Here is a 15,138-nt window from a genome sequence, read left to right as displayed (position 1 = left end):
TAAAAATATTTATTAAATTTTTATTTTTTGTAATATTTAATAGGTATCTTGGTTTCGCAAAGGTAAATCCTGAAAAACCTAATTTAAAAAAACTATACCATGAAAAGCTATTTCAGTACAAATCGTGTGCTGGCAGGTACCATCGCTGTGGTGGCGGTGGCGACCCTTTTCTTCGCCTGCAAAAAAGAAGTGACCACCGATGCGGCGACCAACAACGAAAACGACAACAACACGCTGGTAGTGGCCTCCCACGAAACACAGGTGCAGGGCATGTATGGCGATTTATTTGAAACAGCCGCTATCGCGGCAGTAGACCAGAACGTGGCCGGCAACGTCCGTAAAGCGGATTATGCTGATTATGCCAACGTCACCGGCTGCCCTTCCATCCTCATCAGCAGCGCAGATCCCACCGTATGGCCCAAACAAATGACCATCGATTACGGTGACGCCTGCCGTGACAACTACGGCGTTACCCGCAGCGGTAAGGTATACATCAATTTCACCGGTTTCCTGTTCGCTAACGGTACCCGCGTGGAAATCACCCTGGAAGGATATAAATACAACGGCATCCCTGTCGCCGGCAAAAACGTCATCTCCGGTATCAGCTATAACACCACTACCGGTGTTAAATACACATCAGAAATAACCGATGGCCGCGTAAGCTACGCCGATACGCTGATCGTAGGTTATACCAGCAAGAAGACCGTGACACAAACCGCTGGCGCAGGCACCCCTACACCTAATGATAACGTGTACAGCCTCGAAGGTAATGCAGCCCTCACCTACGTAAAAGGCGGACCAACCGGCAGCGCTACCATCACCACCCAGTCGCCGCTGATAAAGGCCACCGCCTGTAAATGGGTAAGCCAGGGCAAGCTGCTGGTGGCTTACAACAGCCTCTCCGCAGTAATCGACTACGGTAACGGGGTATGTGATGATAAGGCAACCATCACCATCAACGGTGATAAAGTAAGGGAAGTAACGTTAAAATAAAGTCGCTCAACAAATCATATTACCGCCCGGGGCCTATGGTCCCGGGTTTTTTATTAATGGATGGCGGCCATGTTATAGCCCTGCTTTTTGCAGTATTCCAACACCCGCGGCAAGGCATAAGACATCCGGTCCCACGCTTTGGTGCTGTCGTGGAACACCACAATAGAACCAGGCTTCATTTTGAAAACCACGTTCTGTACACAGGCTTCACCATCTATCTCCTGGTCAAAATCCGCGCTCAATACATCCCACATGATGATTTTGGTACCGGGAACGGTCCGTTTCAGCTGTTTTACCTGGAAGGGCGTAATTCTGCCGTAGGGTGGTCTGAAAAGCGGTGAACTGATGTATTTCCCAGCCTCGAGAATGTTTTCGATATACTTGTCAGTGCTGGTCTTCCAGCCGTTCACATGATTGTGGGTATGATTGCCTGTGCTATGCCCTGCTTCCAGTATCTGCTGATAGATGTCCGGATGCTCCACCACATTTTTACCGATACAGAAAAACGTGCCTTGAGCATCATATTTTTTCAGCTGTTCGAGGATGAACGGGGTGGCTTCCGGATGGGGGCCATCATCGAAAGTCAGGTACACGTTATTGTTTGCAGGAGAAAGGTCCCATATGCAGCTTTTGTACAAAGCTTTCAGTATGCCGGGTGTTTTGGTAAGATAGAACAAGCGCTTTGACTTTTAGCAGTGAGCTGATGACCGCAAGATAGGTTAAAAGCACTAAAGCTCATGACAGAAACCTAAATGCTATTTCCTTACCTTTGCGATCTATGGATAATAAAAAAGTAAGAGTGCGTTTTGCCCCCAGTCCTACTGGTGGCCTACATCTTGGAGGTGTTCGCACTGTATTGTTCAACTATTTGTTTGCAAAGCAGCATAAAGGCGACTTTATCCTGCGTATCGAAGATACTGACCAGACCCGCTATGTGCCGGGCGCGGAAGAATATATTAATGAAACGCTGCGTTGGTGCGGCCTCTCCCCCGACGAAAGCCCTGCGGCAGGCGGCCCTTATGCCCCGTACCGCCAGAGCGAGCGTAAACCGCTGTACCGCCAGTATGCGGAACAACTGGTACAATCCGGTCATGCCTATTACGCATTTGACACCCCCGAAGAACTGGAGAGCATGCGTGAAAGGCTGAAAACGCCTGAGAATCCGCAGCCTCAGTACAATCACAGGATCAGGGAAAAAATGCGCAACTCCTTCTCCCTCTCCGAAGCGGAAGTAAAGGAGCTGCTGGCCAGCAATACCCCGCACGTTATCCGTATAAAAATGCCTGCCGACCAGGAAATGACCTTTACCGATATGATCCGCGGTGAAGTGACTTTCAACACCGGCCAGGTAGATGATAAAGTTTTGCTGAAAGCGGATGGTATGCCTACCTATCACCTCGCCGTGGTGGTAGACGATTACCTGATGAAAATAACCCACGCCTTCCGCGGAGAAGAATGGCTGCCTTCTGCACCCGTTCACATCCTCCTGTGGAAACACCTGGGCTGGGAAGCGGATATGCCGCAGTGGGCGCACCTGCCGCTGATCCTCAAACCGGACGGCAACGGTAAACTCAGCAAACGCGATGGCGACCGCCTCGGTTTCCCGGTATATGCCATGAACTGGACAGACCCGCGTTCCAACGAGTTCACCAAAGGTTTCCGCGAACTGGGTTTCCTGCCTGAAGCCTTCATCAATATGCTGGCAATGCTCGGCTGGAACGACGGTACCGAACAGGAAATTTTCTCCCTGGAAGAACTGGTCAACAAGTTCTCTATCGACCGTGTACACAAAGCCGGCGCTAAATTCGACTTTGAAAAGGCGAAGTGGTTCAACCACCAGTACCTGCATCATAAAGACAACGAAAGCCTGGCCCGCCTCTTTGCCCCAGTGCTGGAAGAAAAAGGCGTAGAAGCCCGGCCTGAATATGTGGCCACCGTAGCCGGACTGGTGAAAGAACGCTGCTATTTTGTAAATGAAATTTGGGACCACGGCTTCTTTTTCTTTGAAGCGCCGGCCGCTTATGATGAAGCTGCTGTAAAACCCAAATGGAACGCGGACAAAGCCGCTTTCTTTACCGCCTGGTCTGAAAAGCTGGATGATGTTTCCGCTTTCACGGCGCCTGAGCTGGAAGCCAGCTTTAAAGCGCTCGCAGCAGAGAAAAACATCAAAATGGGCGAACTGCAGCTGCCTTTCCGTATTATGCTCACCGGCGGCAAATTCGGTCCTCCGGTATTTGACATTGCAGCCACAATAGGGCTCACAGAAACCCGTACCCGCATTGCCAAAGGCGTAGCGGCTTTTAACAGCTGATAACCTGATTAACATAAAAGAGAAGGCCCCGTTGATATGACATCAACGGGGCCTTCTCTTTTATGATATATGCTTAGGCTTTGCCTTTCTCTTTTGCCCAGGCGTCTTTCAGGGTAACGGTCCTGTTGAACACCACTTTTTCCGGTGTGCTGTCAGGATCTACCGTGAAATAACCCTTACGCATAAACTGGAAACGGTCGCCAGGTTTTGCCTGCAGCAGGGATGGTTCCACATAGGCTTCTTTGATCACCTGCAGGGAGTCCGGATTGAGGAAGTCTTTGAAGTCGCCTTCTTCTGCGCCGGGGTTCTCTGATTTAAAGAGACGGTCGTACAGGCGTACCTCGGCAGTGGCCGCATGTTCGGCGCTCACCCAGTGGATAGTGCCTTTTACGGTCATGCCGCTGTTGTCTCCGCCGCTTTTGGTATCCGGCAGATAGCTGGCATAGATGGTGGTGATGTTGCCATCAGCATCTTTTTCCACGCTTTCCCCTTTGATGATGTAGGCGTTTTTCAGGCGTACATGCAGACCGGGGCCCAGCCGGAAGAATTTCTTCGGTGGTTCTTCCATGAAGTCTTCCCTTTCGATATAGAGCGTTTTGCTGAAATGCAGGGTACGGCTGCCGGCGGAAGCATCTTCCGGGTTGTTTTCAGCGGGCATTTCTTCCACCTGTCCGTCGGGATAGTTGGTAATCACCAGTTTAACCGGGTCCAGTACGGCCATTACGCGGTTGGCTGTTTTATTCAGCTCTTCACGGACACAGAATTCGAGCAGGCCGAGGTCGATCATCTGCTCACGTTTCTGTACGCCCACGCGCTCGCAAAACTGGCGGATGCTGTCAGGGGTATAGCCACGGCGGCGCAGGCCGCTGATAGTAGGCATGCGGGGGTCGTCCCAGCCGCTTACATATTTTTCTTCCACCAGCTGTTTCAGTTTTCGTTTACTCATCACCGTATAGTTCAGGTTCAGGCGGGAGAACTCGTACTGATGGCTGGGGAATATTTCCAGTTCTTTGATAAACCAGTCGTACAATGCACGGTGGGGAATGAATTCCAGCGTACAGAGGGAATGGGTGATATTTTCAATGCTGTCGCTCTGGCCGTGGGCGAAATCGTACATCGGGTAGATGCACCATTTGTCGCCGGTGCGGTGGTGGTGCGCATGTTTGATCCTGTACATAAGGGGATCGCGCATGTGCATGTTGGGAGAAGCCAGGTCAACTTTGGCGCGAAGGGTTTTTTCACCGTCTTTGAATTCGCCGGCGCGCATCCGTGCAAACAGGTCCAGGTTTTCTTCCACTGACCTGCTTCTGGCAGGGGTAGGCGTGCCAGGCGTGGTGGGCGTGCCTTTGCCGGCAGCAATTTCTTCAGCAGTGGCATCTTCCACGTAAGCCAGTCCTTTTTTGATCAGCTTTATGGCAAATTCATACAGCTGTTCAAAATAATCGGAAGCATACAATTCTTTGTCCCACTCATAACCCAGCCAGCGGATATCTGCCTTGATAGAATCCACATATTCAGTGTCTTCTGTGACAGGGTTGGTATCGTCAAAGCGGAGATTGGTTTTGCCATTGTATTTCTGGGCCAGGCCAAAGTTCAATGCAATAGACTTGGCGTGTCCTATATGGAGGTAGCCGTTGGGTTCGGGCGGAAAACGTGTCAGCACACGTCCGCCATGGACGCCGTTAGCAATGTCGTCTTCTACGATCTGTTCTATAAAATTGAGTGACCTTTCTTCGCTCATAAGAAAAATTAAATATGTCTGCAAAGGTAGCAAAAATAGCGCTTAGCTTTTAGTAACGGCTAATCCTTATCTTTACGACCTTAATTTTTAAGAATGGTCAACCAGTTAAATCGTCCTGTTCGTGTGTTGGTAGCTAAAGTCGGCCTCGATGGCCATGACCGCGGCGCCAAAGTGATCGCTGCCGCCCTCCGGGATGCCGGTATGGAAGTTATTTATACCGGATTAAGACAAACCCCCGAAATGGTGGTGAATGCCGCCCTCCAGGAAGATGTGGACGCGATCGGCATCAGTATCCTCTCTGGCGCACATATGACTGTTTTCCCTAAAGTGATAGCCCTCATGAAGGAAAAAGGCTTGAATGACGTACTGCTCACCGGCGGCGGCATTATCCCCGACGCAGACATGCAGGAGCTGCAGGAAATGGGCGTCGGTAAACTGTTCCCCCCCGGTACCCATACCAAAGACATCTCTGACTATATCACCACCTGGGTGGCCAGCCATAGAAATTTTTAATTTTTTTTTCGTGTAGCCGTAACATTTCCACGGGCGGGTCGTCTTCTCGGTATAAATCACCAAGAATCTAAGAAACCACAACCGCCGTTTTATGAAATACAAGTTATACCCTTCCCTGTTACTGTTGCTATTTTGCACTACCAGTGCCTTCGCCCAGGAACAAACAGATTCTACGGACCAGAAAAAAGCCGCTGAAGGTTCTGTGTCCATCAGCTTTGGAAAATATCCCAAAAAACGGGACAATATCTACGTCAGCAGCGGCCTGGCCGGCATGCTCTCCTTTGCGGACATGAAGCAGAACGGGGAGCATATGCGTAATATCCCGCGTTTCAGTTTCATCTTTAATTATCATGTGAACTTTAACAAGGACTTTACCCGCCACTTCGGAGCATTTACCGGCGTGGACTTCAAAAACATAGGGCTGATCTCCAAACCCACTGATTCCCTGAAGCTGAAGCAAAGGGTATACACGCTGGGCGTACCGCTCGGGGTCAAAATCGGGGATGTCACCGGAGGCACCTTCTTCTTCTTTGGCGGAGAGCTGGACCTGGCCTTCAACTACAAGGAAAAACAATTTGTGGACGGTAAAAAAGTGCACAAATTCAATGAGTGGTTCAGCGACCGTACCCCGCTGATCATGCCTTCTTTATTTGCCGGCCTGCGTGTGCATGGCTTCGGGCTTAAAGTGCAGTATTATCCGCAGAACTTCTTTAACCGTGATTTCAGCTCCGGTTCCGGCGCCAACAAAGTATATCCCTACAGAAACACAGATGCCAACCTGGTATTTGTGACCTTCGGTTACAATTTCAACGGGGTCAAATATTTTAAAGTGCCCAAGAAGAGACACTATATGAGAATGAAGAGCGGGAAAGCGCAAATTGAGGTGAACTATTAGCAGTCAAAAACGTTATCTTCATAATGTCCCGTAGCAAACTCAGTTTGCTACGGGATTTTTATTTGCAGCTGTCAACCGAAAAAGCTCAAACCCAGACTTTATGAAGAAATACTTACTCCTCTCTGCCACCTTTTTCCTGTTAACCCTATCCCTCCGGGCGCAGTTTGAAATCGGTGTTTCCGGCGGGTATGTCAACAATTATGTACATACCAATGCCGGCTATCGCGCTTTTACGCAGTATCATCAGTATGGTGGCTTTGTGGCCGGCCTTGTACTGCAATATCATTTCAATGACTGGCTGGCCATACAGGCAGATCCGTCGTATATCCGGAAGAGTTATGAGCTGCGCCGTGACCATTTTTTTGACGGTATTTACCAGTATAACCTCAACGGCTATCTGCAATTGCCCGTCATGGCCCATTTCTCGTTTGGCGGAAAAAAATGGCGGGGCTTCGTTAATGCCGGCGGCTACGGCGCCTATTGGATCAGTGGCCGTATCCAGGGCGCTATGGCTAATGTGTTCAGCAGCACACCGGATGTGCCGGGCGACCAGCAGACATCAGATTATTTCAGGTATAACGAGGCTTATCGCTACGATGAAAAGTACACCTTCGACAGCCGCCGTGACCGGCGTATGGAATGGGGCCTCGTTGCCGGCGGCGGCGTGGAATACCTGCTGAAGGAACGCTTCCGCCTTTTCGTGGAAGCCCGTTATTACTATGGGCTCACAGATCAACAGAAAAACTACATGATAGACCAGGTGCCCCGGTATAACGACAGCTATGTGCTTCAGGCAGGATGCCTGTTCAACCTCCGCCGCCTTTTCCATGGCGATGCCCAATAATCCTACTCACCTTTAATTTTTTATGAAGATGAAATCTCCTGTCAGATATATACTGCCCCTCCTGCTGCTGATGACCATGGCCTGCCGGAAAGACCTGCCGTAACTCAATGACCCGCAGAACTACGTCAACGCCAATTTCAATGAAGTGTTTGATGGCTTCTGGACCGGCATGAACAATAACTACGTTTTCTGGGATATTGATACGGTCAACTGGGACCAGGTATACCGTACCTATAAACCACTCTTTGCCAAACTGAATGTCAATGATTCCAACGATGTGCGCAAAGCGTATACGTACTTTAAGCAGATGACATCAGGATTGGTGGACTCGCACTATGATATTTCTTTTGCAGACACATGGCTGGCGGATTCCAACTCCGTGAACCCCGCCTACCAGCGAAAAATTGCCAGCCCAGGCTTTCACCCGCCGATCAGTATTTTTCATTTTTATGACACCATTCCGCGCCACTACCTCGATGCCGGCCGCCGTGGATTTACCAATACGCCCGATAAACAGTATGTGGCTGTTTCCGGTACCATCAATCAGAATATCCTGTACCTGTTTTTTAACGGCTTCAACCTCAAAACGCTGTTTAATACAGATACCATCAATGGCGTAAAACGGGTGGAGCAATATTTCTTCGATGCCCTGGCCAACCGTACGGACCTGAAAGGGATTATCATTGATGTGCGCGGCAACGGGGGCGGAAGCCTGGATGATCTGAACTTCCTGCTCGGTAAAATGATCACCCAGCCCCTTCATTTCGGGTACACCCGTTCCAAACTGGGCAACGGGCGGCTGGACTACAGCCCCTGGGCGCCGGCTTATGTGTCGCCGCAGGCCGGCAGCAAAGCTGTCACTGTCCCTATTGTGATGCTGGCCGACGCCTGGTCGGTAAGTATGGCCGAAATGACCACTATGGCCGTCAAAGCACTGCCCAACGGACATTTTGTGGGAGAGCGCACCTGGGGCGCCAATGGCCCGCTGACCGGCAACAAATTCTATAACGGCGGCCAGTTCAGCACCGGCTGGCTTAAGCTGGTATACACTTCCTCGCTGATGTTTAAATATAAAGACGGCAATATATACGAAGGCACCGGGTTTCCGCCCGATATGGCAGTGCCTTACAACCCTGCTGCGCTGAAAGCCGGCCGCGACCTTCAACTGGAGGCAGCCCTGAGCCTGATTCATTAGTTATCGAATATTGCTTAATATTGATAAACTAAAAAGAAGGCCCATGTATCAGACACTCACTACGCAACTGGACAATAATATCCTGATCGTGACGATCAACCGCCCGGAAAAGATGAACGCCCTGAACCAACAGATGATGGGAGAACTGGGCCTGGTGATCGACGAAATTTATCGCAATAAAGACATCAAAGCCGCCATCCTTACTGGTTCCGGCGAAAAAGCCTTCGTGGCGGGCGCAGATATCAGCGAATTCCTCACCCTCTCCCCCAAACAGGGCGAAGAGCTGGCCAAAAGCGGCCATGTGGTATTTCAGCGGATAGAATATTCACCCAAGCCCATTATCGCGGCTGTCAACGGTTTTGCGCTGGGCGGTGGCTGTGAGCTGGCCATGGCCTGCCATTTCCGTATCGCCAGCGAGAACGCAAAGTTCGGTCAGCCCGAAGTGAACCTTGGCCTGATTCCCGGTTATGGCGGTACCCAACGGCTTACGCAGCTGATTGGCAAAGGCAAGGCCACTGAACTGATGATGACCGGCGACATGCTCTCCGCCACCGAGGCGCAGGCATGGGGACTGGTAAACCATGTGGTAAAGCTGGAAGAACTGCTGCCCAAAGCCATCGCCATCCTTCAGAAAATACAAACCAAAGCCCCGTTGGCCATAGCCCGTGTGGTAAAATGCGTGAACGCCGCTGTAGACAAGGACATAGACGGCTGGGAAACCGAAATACGCGAATTTGCAGCCTGTTTTGCTACCAAAGACCTGCAGGAAGGCGCTGAAGCTTTTATTCAGAAAAGACAGGCAAATTTTAAGGGAGAATAGCCAGAACAGTTTACTTTTGCTGCATTAATTCATAAAAGCTTAAGCCATGGAATTTAGAATAGAGAAAGACACGATGGGTGAAGTACAGGTGCCTGTAAACGCCTATTACGGTGCTCAAACACAGCGCTCCATTGAAAATTTCAAGATCGCCCAGGATATCAACAGAATGCCCAAAGAAATTATCAGGGCATTTGCTTACCTGAAGAAAGCGGCGGCGCTCACCAACCTGGACGCAGGCGTGCTGCCAAAAGAAAAAAGTGATCTGATCGGTCAGGTGTGCGATGAAATACTGGAGGGCAAACTGGACAATGAGTTTCCGCTGGTAGTATGGCAAACAGGTTCTGGTACCCAGTCCAACATGAACGTGAATGAAGTGGTGGCTTACCGCGCTCACGTTATTCACGGTGGCCAGCTCACAGACAAAGAAAAGTTCGTTCACCCGAATGACGATGTGAATAAATCCCAGTCCTCTAACGATACCTTCCCTACTGCGATGCACATCGCGGCGTATAAAATGCTGGTGGAAACAACTATCCCCGGTATCAAAAAACTCCGCGACACACTGGCTAAAAAAGCAGAAGCCTTCAAACATGTGGTGAAAATCGGCCGCACCCACTTCATGGACGCTACGCCGCTCACCCTCGGACAGGAAATCAGCGGTTATGTGGCCCAGCTGGACCACGGTCTGAGAGCCATCAACAACGCGCTGCCTCACCTGAGTGAACTGGCCCTCGGCGGTACTGCCGTAGGTACAGGTATCAACACTCCGAAAGGTTATTCCGAAAACGTAGCGGCGCATATCGCCAAACTGACCGGACTGCCTTTCATCACCGCTCCCAACAAATTTGAAGCACTGGCTGCACACGACGCTATCGTGGAAGCACACGGCGCCCTCAAAACAGTAGCGGTAAGCCTGATGAAAATCGCTAACGATGTGCGTATGCTGAGTTCCGGCCCCCGCGCAGGCATCGGTGAAATACACATCCCGGACAACGAGCCAGGGTCTTCTATCATGCCGGGCAAAGTAAACCCGACCCAGTGCGAAGCCCTCACCATGATCGCTGCACAGGTAATGGGCAACGATGTGGCGATCTCCGTTGGCGGCGCCAACGGCCACTTTGAACTCAACGTGTTCAAACCGGTGATGATCTATAACTTCCTGCACTCTGCCCGCCTCATCGGTGAAGGCTGCGTGAGCTTCAACGATAAATGCGCTGAAGGCATCGAACCTATCGAAGCCAACATCCGCAAACACGTGGAAAACTCCCTGATGCTGGTGACTGCCCTCAATACCAAAATTGGCTACTACAAAGCGGCAGAAATCGCACAGAAAGCGCATAAAGAAGGTACCACACTGAAAGAAATGGCTGTGAAACTGGGCTACGTTACTCCCGAACAATTCGACGAGTGGGTAGTACCCGGCAACATGGTCGGTGAAATCAAGTAAACATACCGATTGATCATATTACGGATTTGTGTGGTGTCAAAAGCCCCGCAAATCCGTATTTTTTTGACCCTGTCTTAACCGCACGCACATGAAAATACTTTTTTTCAGCACCCAGCCCTACGATATCACCTACTTTAATCAGGCCAACGAAAACAACGCGCATCACTTCCGCTTCCTGGAATACCCGCTTAATGAAGACAATACTGCATTGATCAAAGACGAAACAGCCGTCTGTGTATTTGTGAACGATAAGGTAAATGCCGCCGTTGTCCGTCAACTGAAAGAAAAAGGTGTTCGCCTGATTGCGCTGCGCTGCGCCGGATTTAACAACGTAGACCTCAAGGCAGCCGGTGAAGCAGGTATCAGCGTTGTACGCGTGCCTGCCTATTCTCCGCATGCAGTGGCGGAACATGCCGTAACATTATTGCTGGCGCTGAACCGTAAAATCTATAAATCGTATAACCGTGTCCGTGATAACAACTTTACTCTAAGCGGGCTGGAAGGGTTTGATGTATATGGCAAAACTGTCGGCGTAATCGGCACCGGCAATATCGGCGCGGTATTCTGCCGCATCATGCTGGGCTTCGGTTGTAAAGTACTGGCACATGATGTGTACAACAATGATGCCCTGATGCAGGCGGGTGTAACCTATGTGTCGCCGGAAACGATCATGGCCGAATCAGATATTATCTCCCTGCATTGTCCGCTCACACCAGACACTAAACATCTTATCAACGCACATACGATCAGCCAGATGAAACCTGGTGTAGTATTGATCAATACCAGTCGCGGTGGCCTGATAGACACCCCGTCGGTGGTAGAAGCGCTGAAAAACGGGCATATTGGCGCTCTTGGCATCGACGTGTACGAACAGGAAGAACAACTGTTCTTTCAGAATCTCTCCGGCACTATTATCCAGGATGATGTCCTCTCCCGCCTCACCACCTTTCCCAACGTACTGGTAACGGCCCATCAGGGATTTTTTACCAAAGAAGCCCTGACACAAATTGCAGGAACAACACTGGACAATATCAATGCCTTTGAAAAAAACGAACCGCTGAAAAACGCGTTGTCCCAGGGCTGAAGCCCTGGGCTACGTTTTGTTTCAGATTTTCTTCAGAAGTGAAATGCCAAAGGAAAGGGCCATCAACCAGCTAGCATAAAGCTATGAGGTTGATGGCCCTTCAATTAGTAATTAATCAGTGAATGGATTTGAAAACAAAACGTAGCCCAGGGCTTCAGCCCTGGGACAATTATTTTTTAAACACGTTGTCCCACGTAATAGTAAGATAATACAAACCACGGATGGTAGGTCCGCCAACGTATTGGAAATATGGTGTGTTCAGCAGGTTGGAGGCGCCCACTTTAAAAGAGGTTTTGATTTTGGGCACACGATAGGTAACCTGGGCGTCTACGGTGCTGTAGGCTGGCACGTCTGCATTGCCGAAGAGGTTCTGCCAGTAGAAGGTGTCCTGCCAGTGCCATACTACGTTGAAGCCTATATTTTTAAAGAGGTTTCTGTTACCGATGCTGATGTTGGTAAACCATTCGGGGGTATTGAAACCCGGTACGAGTGCGTCGTCTTTGGTTTTGTCCTGTGCGAGTTTGTTGAAATTGGCGTTACCGCTGACGGTATAATTTTTATAGATGTCGTAGGTGACAGCTACTGCGAAGCCGTAGTTGCTAACGGTAGATTTACTGTTGGTCCACACGCGGTAGCGGTTCTGCAGGGTTTTATCGAGCATCTGGTTCAACACTGCGGCGTCGGGTGAATTAACGTTACCGGTTTGCGGTACCACTGCTTCAATCTGACCGATAAAGTTTTTGTAGGAGCTGTAATAGCCATCCACATCGATGAATAATTTATTGTCGAGTAACACAGCTTTATAGCCTGCCTCGAAAGAGGTGATTTCTTCCGGCACGATAGGATCGAGATTGGCCACTTTGAGAACGCCTGCGTTTTTAGCGGCAGCAGCGTCTTTGCTGATATGTTCCGCGTTGATGGTTTTGTTTACGGCTACGTTGAAAGCGTCAACGGAGGTGGTGAGGTAGGAATTTTTGAAATAGCCCAGTCCTTCTTCAATAAAAGCGAGACCGCCTACACGCCGTACCTGGCCGTTGTTAACAAAAGAGTATGCTTCAAACAGGGAGGGGAAACGGAAGCCGTTTTGCCATGATATGCGGAAGTTGTGTTTATCTTTTACAGTATACACGGCTGCGATGCGGGGATTCACTTTCCCGGCAAACTGCTCGTTTTTATCGTAGCGCAGGGAGCCGGTAAGTTTCAGGGCGTCATGGAAGAAAGACCGGCTGATTTGTGCGAAGCCGCCTACTTTGCCGTACCAGATATGTTTGCCGCCTTCCTGGTTACGTTTGTCTAGTGGCAGGCTGAAATCCACGAAGTTGTTGCCATCGGGGATAATCTCGTAGGTGCGGTAATCGGCGCCCACCAGTACATCGGCGAAATGGACGTATTTACGCAGGTTCCAGGTTCCTTCTGTATGATAGAAGCGGCTTCTTTGTTTGAGGGCAGCGCCGCCGGTGGTGTTGAGCGGATTTTTGGAGGTAGGGTATATATCCCAGTCGTTGATGGTTTTGATTTTGTCCCTTTGTGCTTCAAAGGCGGCGGTGCCGGGCTCAAAGCGGCCGGCATCTGCAAAAGCGCGGGCTGCTTTATGTGCGGCAACGAGGTCCTGGCCTTGTGTCAGCGCGTTATTAAGACCGGTGGTATAGTCTTTCTGCCATACTTTGTCGGATTTAAAAGACTTCTCCAGGTTGTCGGCCAGTGGGTTCATGTTGTAGGAATCGCCGGTATTCTCGATGGAGATGTAGGAGCGTACGGTGAAATCGGGGTGTACGATTTCCAGTTTGTGGTTGGAGACGGTAACACCTTTGAGCCCGATGCGGTTACCACGCTGGAAGAAGCCGTCCATCTGGCCCCAGCGGGAAGCGAGGGAGATCTCTATTTTATTCGGCAACCGGAAATTGAGGGAGCCGTCTATTTTGGTGTTGCGTACGGTATAGTCGCCCACGAGGTCTTTTTCCCAGTAGCCGGTACGGTGCACGGTGTAGGCGCGGCCGTCTTTGTCGGTAATGGAGATATTGCCCTGATCGGCGTATTTGTTCCAGTTATCGGCGGCGATATTGTTCTCGCCGCTGAGCTGCGGGAAATCGGGATTGATCTTGCTTTGCGGCGTGAAGTCATCGTGACTGTCGGCGTACCAGTCGGTGCCCTGCATGTAGCTGGCATTGATTTTCCAGGCGAACCATTTGGAATAGGCCTGTGCATAACGTACGGCCGTTTCCGTGAGGGGCTTGGGACTGCTGCCATTGCCGTCGAAATGGTTGAATGCGATTTTCTGATATACGCTGACGCCCTGGTAATCGAAGGGATTTTTAGTGACGAGGTTGGACATGCCATTGATGGCGTTCATGCCGTACAGCGCTGAAGACGCGCCGGGCGTGACTTCCACGCTCTGGATGTCCAGCTCCGTAGGCCCGATGGCGTTACCCAGCGGTACGCCAAGCGTGGCAGCCTGGTTGTCTACCCCATCAACCAGCTGCATGAAGCGGAAGTTATTGGGCACGTTAAAGCCGCGGGTGTTGAATACTTTAAAGGTAAGGCCGGCGGTGGTCATCTGTACGCCTTTGAGGTTGCCCAGTGCGTCGTAGAAGGTGGACGATGGCGTTTCTTTCAGGGCACGGATGTCCAGTTTTTCGATGGCTACCGGGGAGCGCAACAGTTTCTCCTGCTGCCGGGAAGCGGATACCACGACCTCGTTGACCAGCAGCGATTGGGTAAACAGCTGTATGGCTACTTTGCTGTTACTGTTTTTAACCTCAAATTCCTGCGGCTGATAGCCAATCAGGCGGATCACCAGTTTCAGCGGAAAACGGGTGTTGGTGGTCAGCTGAAAACGGCCCAGGCTATCGGTGGTAGTGCCAAACGAGGTGCCTTTTATCTGTACAGAAGCGCCTGGCAGGCCGGCGCTGTGATCATCCGTGATTTTGCCCTCGATTACATAAGAGCCGTTGAGTTGTGCCTTTGATAGGGTTGGACTGAGTACCAGGGCCAAAATGAGGATTTTGGCCAGTATCGGAAAGAACTTTTGCATGATGTGGTAAAAGTTATAACATTATATAGATCCTGGATTGTGATAAAAATGGTAGGGAGCGTCGGAAAGCCCGATGTTTAAGCCTCAACATCGGTGTAGCAACAATGTATGTACAGTTTCAAAAACCATATAGTCTATAGAATTGGTAGACAAATATAGAACGGGGATTGTTCATTTCAAAGCCGTAATAAAAAATAAATTGCAAATAGTTGATAACGAGACAAATAATTTGGGGATTTTTTGAACCGGATTTTGGGGGATGTT

Annotated in this window: 12 protein-coding genes and 1 pseudogene; 10 read left to right on the top strand and 3 right to left on the bottom strand. The window is 50.2% G+C overall.

Annotated elements, in window-relative coordinates; all coding sequences use genetic code 11:
• Nucleotides 1-99 precede the first annotated feature (99 nt).
• The gene (locus HGH92_RS09160; RefSeq protein WP_168870426.1) at nt 100-993 is read left to right on the top strand and encodes a hypothetical protein; all 894 of its coding nucleotides are present in this window, start codon (nt 100-102) and stop codon (nt 991-993) included.
• A 53-nt stretch (nt 994-1,046) separates the two neighbouring features.
• Here the strand turns inward: HGH92_RS09160 and HGH92_RS09155 are convergent, their stop codons facing one another.
• The gene (locus HGH92_RS09155) at nt 1,047-1,670 is read right to left on the bottom strand and encodes a polysaccharide deacetylase family protein (RefSeq protein WP_168870425.1); all 624 of its coding nucleotides are present in this window, start codon (nt 1,668-1,670) and stop codon (nt 1,047-1,049) included.
• A 101-nt stretch (nt 1,671-1,771) separates the two neighbouring features.
• Here HGH92_RS09155 and gltX point away from each other — a divergent pair, with 101 nt between their 5' ends.
• On the top strand, nt 1,772-3,304 hold the full coding sequence (gltX, locus tag HGH92_RS09150; RefSeq protein ID WP_168870424.1) for a glutamate--tRNA ligase: 1,533 nt from the start codon (nt 1,772-1,774) through the stop codon (nt 3,302-3,304).
• A 73-nt stretch (nt 3,305-3,377) separates the two neighbouring features.
• Here the strand turns inward: gltX and HGH92_RS09145 are convergent, their stop codons facing one another.
• Complete coding sequence (locus tag HGH92_RS09145; protein ID WP_168870423.1) at nt 3,378-5,045, bottom strand: glutamine--tRNA ligase/YqeY domain fusion protein; 1,668 nt, start codon at nt 5,043-5,045, stop codon at nt 3,378-3,380.
• A gap of 93 nt (nt 5,046-5,138) precedes the next feature.
• On the opposite strand from HGH92_RS09145, the gene HGH92_RS09140 reads away from it, so the two are divergent.
• The 8 genes and pseudogenes from HGH92_RS09140 to HGH92_RS09110 all read left to right on the top strand — a co-directional run bounded on the left by HGH92_RS09140 (nt 5,139) and on the right by HGH92_RS09110 (nt 11,843).
• The gene (locus HGH92_RS09140; RefSeq protein WP_168870422.1) at nt 5,139-5,558 is read left to right on the top strand and encodes a cobalamin B12-binding domain-containing protein; all 420 of its coding nucleotides are present in this window, start codon (nt 5,139-5,141) and stop codon (nt 5,556-5,558) included.
• A 91-nt stretch (nt 5,559-5,649) separates the two neighbouring features.
• The gene (locus HGH92_RS09135; RefSeq protein ID WP_168870421.1) at nt 5,650-6,453 is read left to right on the top strand and encodes a hypothetical protein; all 804 of its coding nucleotides are present in this window, start codon (nt 5,650-5,652) and stop codon (nt 6,451-6,453) included.
• Nucleotides 6,454-6,553: 100 nt separating this feature from the next.
• On the top strand, nt 6,554-7,297 hold the full coding sequence (locus tag HGH92_RS09130) for a porin family protein (protein WP_168870420.1): 744 nt from the start codon (nt 6,554-6,556) through the stop codon (nt 7,295-7,297).
• 142 nt (nt 7,298-7,439) lie between these two features.
• Nucleotides 7,440-7,544: pseudogene (locus tag HGH92_RS34295) on the top strand (hypothetical protein); the annotation flags it as partial.
• 60 nt (nt 7,545-7,604) lie between these two features.
• Nucleotides 7,605-8,492, top strand: coding sequence for a S41 family peptidase (locus tag HGH92_RS09125; protein WP_247654915.1), 888 nt, complete (start codon nt 7,605-7,607; stop codon nt 8,490-8,492).
• A 43-nt stretch (nt 8,493-8,535) separates the two neighbouring features.
• Nucleotides 8,536-9,312: an enoyl-CoA hydratase/isomerase family protein gene (locus HGH92_RS09120; RefSeq protein ID WP_168870418.1), complete on the top strand. Its 777-nt coding sequence runs from the start codon at nt 8,536-8,538 to the stop codon at nt 9,310-9,312.
• A 46-nt stretch (nt 9,313-9,358) separates the two neighbouring features.
• Nucleotides 9,359-10,759: a class II fumarate hydratase gene (gene fumC / locus HGH92_RS09115; RefSeq protein ID WP_168870417.1), complete on the top strand. Its 1,401-nt coding sequence runs from the start codon at nt 9,359-9,361 to the stop codon at nt 10,757-10,759.
• An 88-nt stretch (nt 10,760-10,847) separates the two neighbouring features.
• On the top strand, nt 10,848-11,843 hold the full coding sequence (locus HGH92_RS09110) for a 2-hydroxyacid dehydrogenase (RefSeq protein ID WP_168870416.1): 996 nt from the start codon (nt 10,848-10,850) through the stop codon (nt 11,841-11,843).
• Nucleotides 11,844-12,012: 169 nt separating this feature from the next.
• Here the strand turns inward: HGH92_RS09110 and HGH92_RS09105 are convergent, their stop codons facing one another.
• Nucleotides 12,013-14,874, bottom strand: a complete 2,862-nt coding sequence (locus HGH92_RS09105) for a TonB-dependent receptor (RefSeq protein WP_168870415.1) — start codon at nt 14,872-14,874, stop codon at nt 12,013-12,015.
• Nucleotides 14,875-15,138 lie beyond the last annotated feature (264 nt).

This window comes from Chitinophaga varians, assembly GCF_012641275.1.
Taxonomy (GTDB): domain Bacteria; phylum Bacteroidota; class Bacteroidia; order Chitinophagales; family Chitinophagaceae; genus Chitinophaga; species Chitinophaga varians_A.
The sequence above is the reverse complement of the archived record's forward strand: the minus strand, read 5'-3'. Positions and strand labels throughout refer to the sequence as shown.

What these genes read in the sequence shown, in the direction of transcription:
- HGH92_RS09160 (WP_168870426.1), top strand. Translation starts at nt 100, where the DNA reads ATGAAAAGCTATTTCAGTACAAATCGTGTGCTGGCAGGTACCATCGCT.
- gltX (WP_168870424.1), top strand. Translation starts at nt 1,772, where the DNA reads ATGGATAATAAAAAAGTAAGAGTGCGTTTTGCCCCCAGTCCTACTGGT.
- HGH92_RS09145 (WP_168870423.1), bottom strand. Translation starts at nt 5,045, where the DNA reads ATGAGCGAAGAAAGGTCACTCAATTTTATAGAACAGATCGTAGAAGAC.
- HGH92_RS09140 (WP_168870422.1), top strand. Translation starts at nt 5,139, where the DNA reads ATGGTCAACCAGTTAAATCGTCCTGTTCGTGTGTTGGTAGCTAAAGTC.
- HGH92_RS09135 (WP_168870421.1), top strand. Translation starts at nt 5,650, where the DNA reads ATGAAATACAAGTTATACCCTTCCCTGTTACTGTTGCTATTTTGCACT.
- HGH92_RS09130 (WP_168870420.1), top strand. Translation starts at nt 6,554, where the DNA reads ATGAAGAAATACTTACTCCTCTCTGCCACCTTTTTCCTGTTAACCCTA.
- HGH92_RS09125 (WP_247654915.1), top strand. Translation starts at nt 7,605, where the DNA reads ATGACATCAGGATTGGTGGACTCGCACTATGATATTTCTTTTGCAGAC.
- HGH92_RS09120 (WP_168870418.1), top strand. Translation starts at nt 8,536, where the DNA reads ATGTATCAGACACTCACTACGCAACTGGACAATAATATCCTGATCGTG.
- fumC (WP_168870417.1), top strand. Translation starts at nt 9,359, where the DNA reads ATGGAATTTAGAATAGAGAAAGACACGATGGGTGAAGTACAGGTGCCT.
- HGH92_RS09110 (WP_168870416.1), top strand. Translation starts at nt 10,848, where the DNA reads ATGAAAATACTTTTTTTCAGCACCCAGCCCTACGATATCACCTACTTT.
- HGH92_RS09105 (WP_168870415.1), bottom strand. Translation starts at nt 14,874, where the DNA reads ATGCAAAAGTTCTTTCCGATACTGGCCAAAATCCTCATTTTGGCCCTG.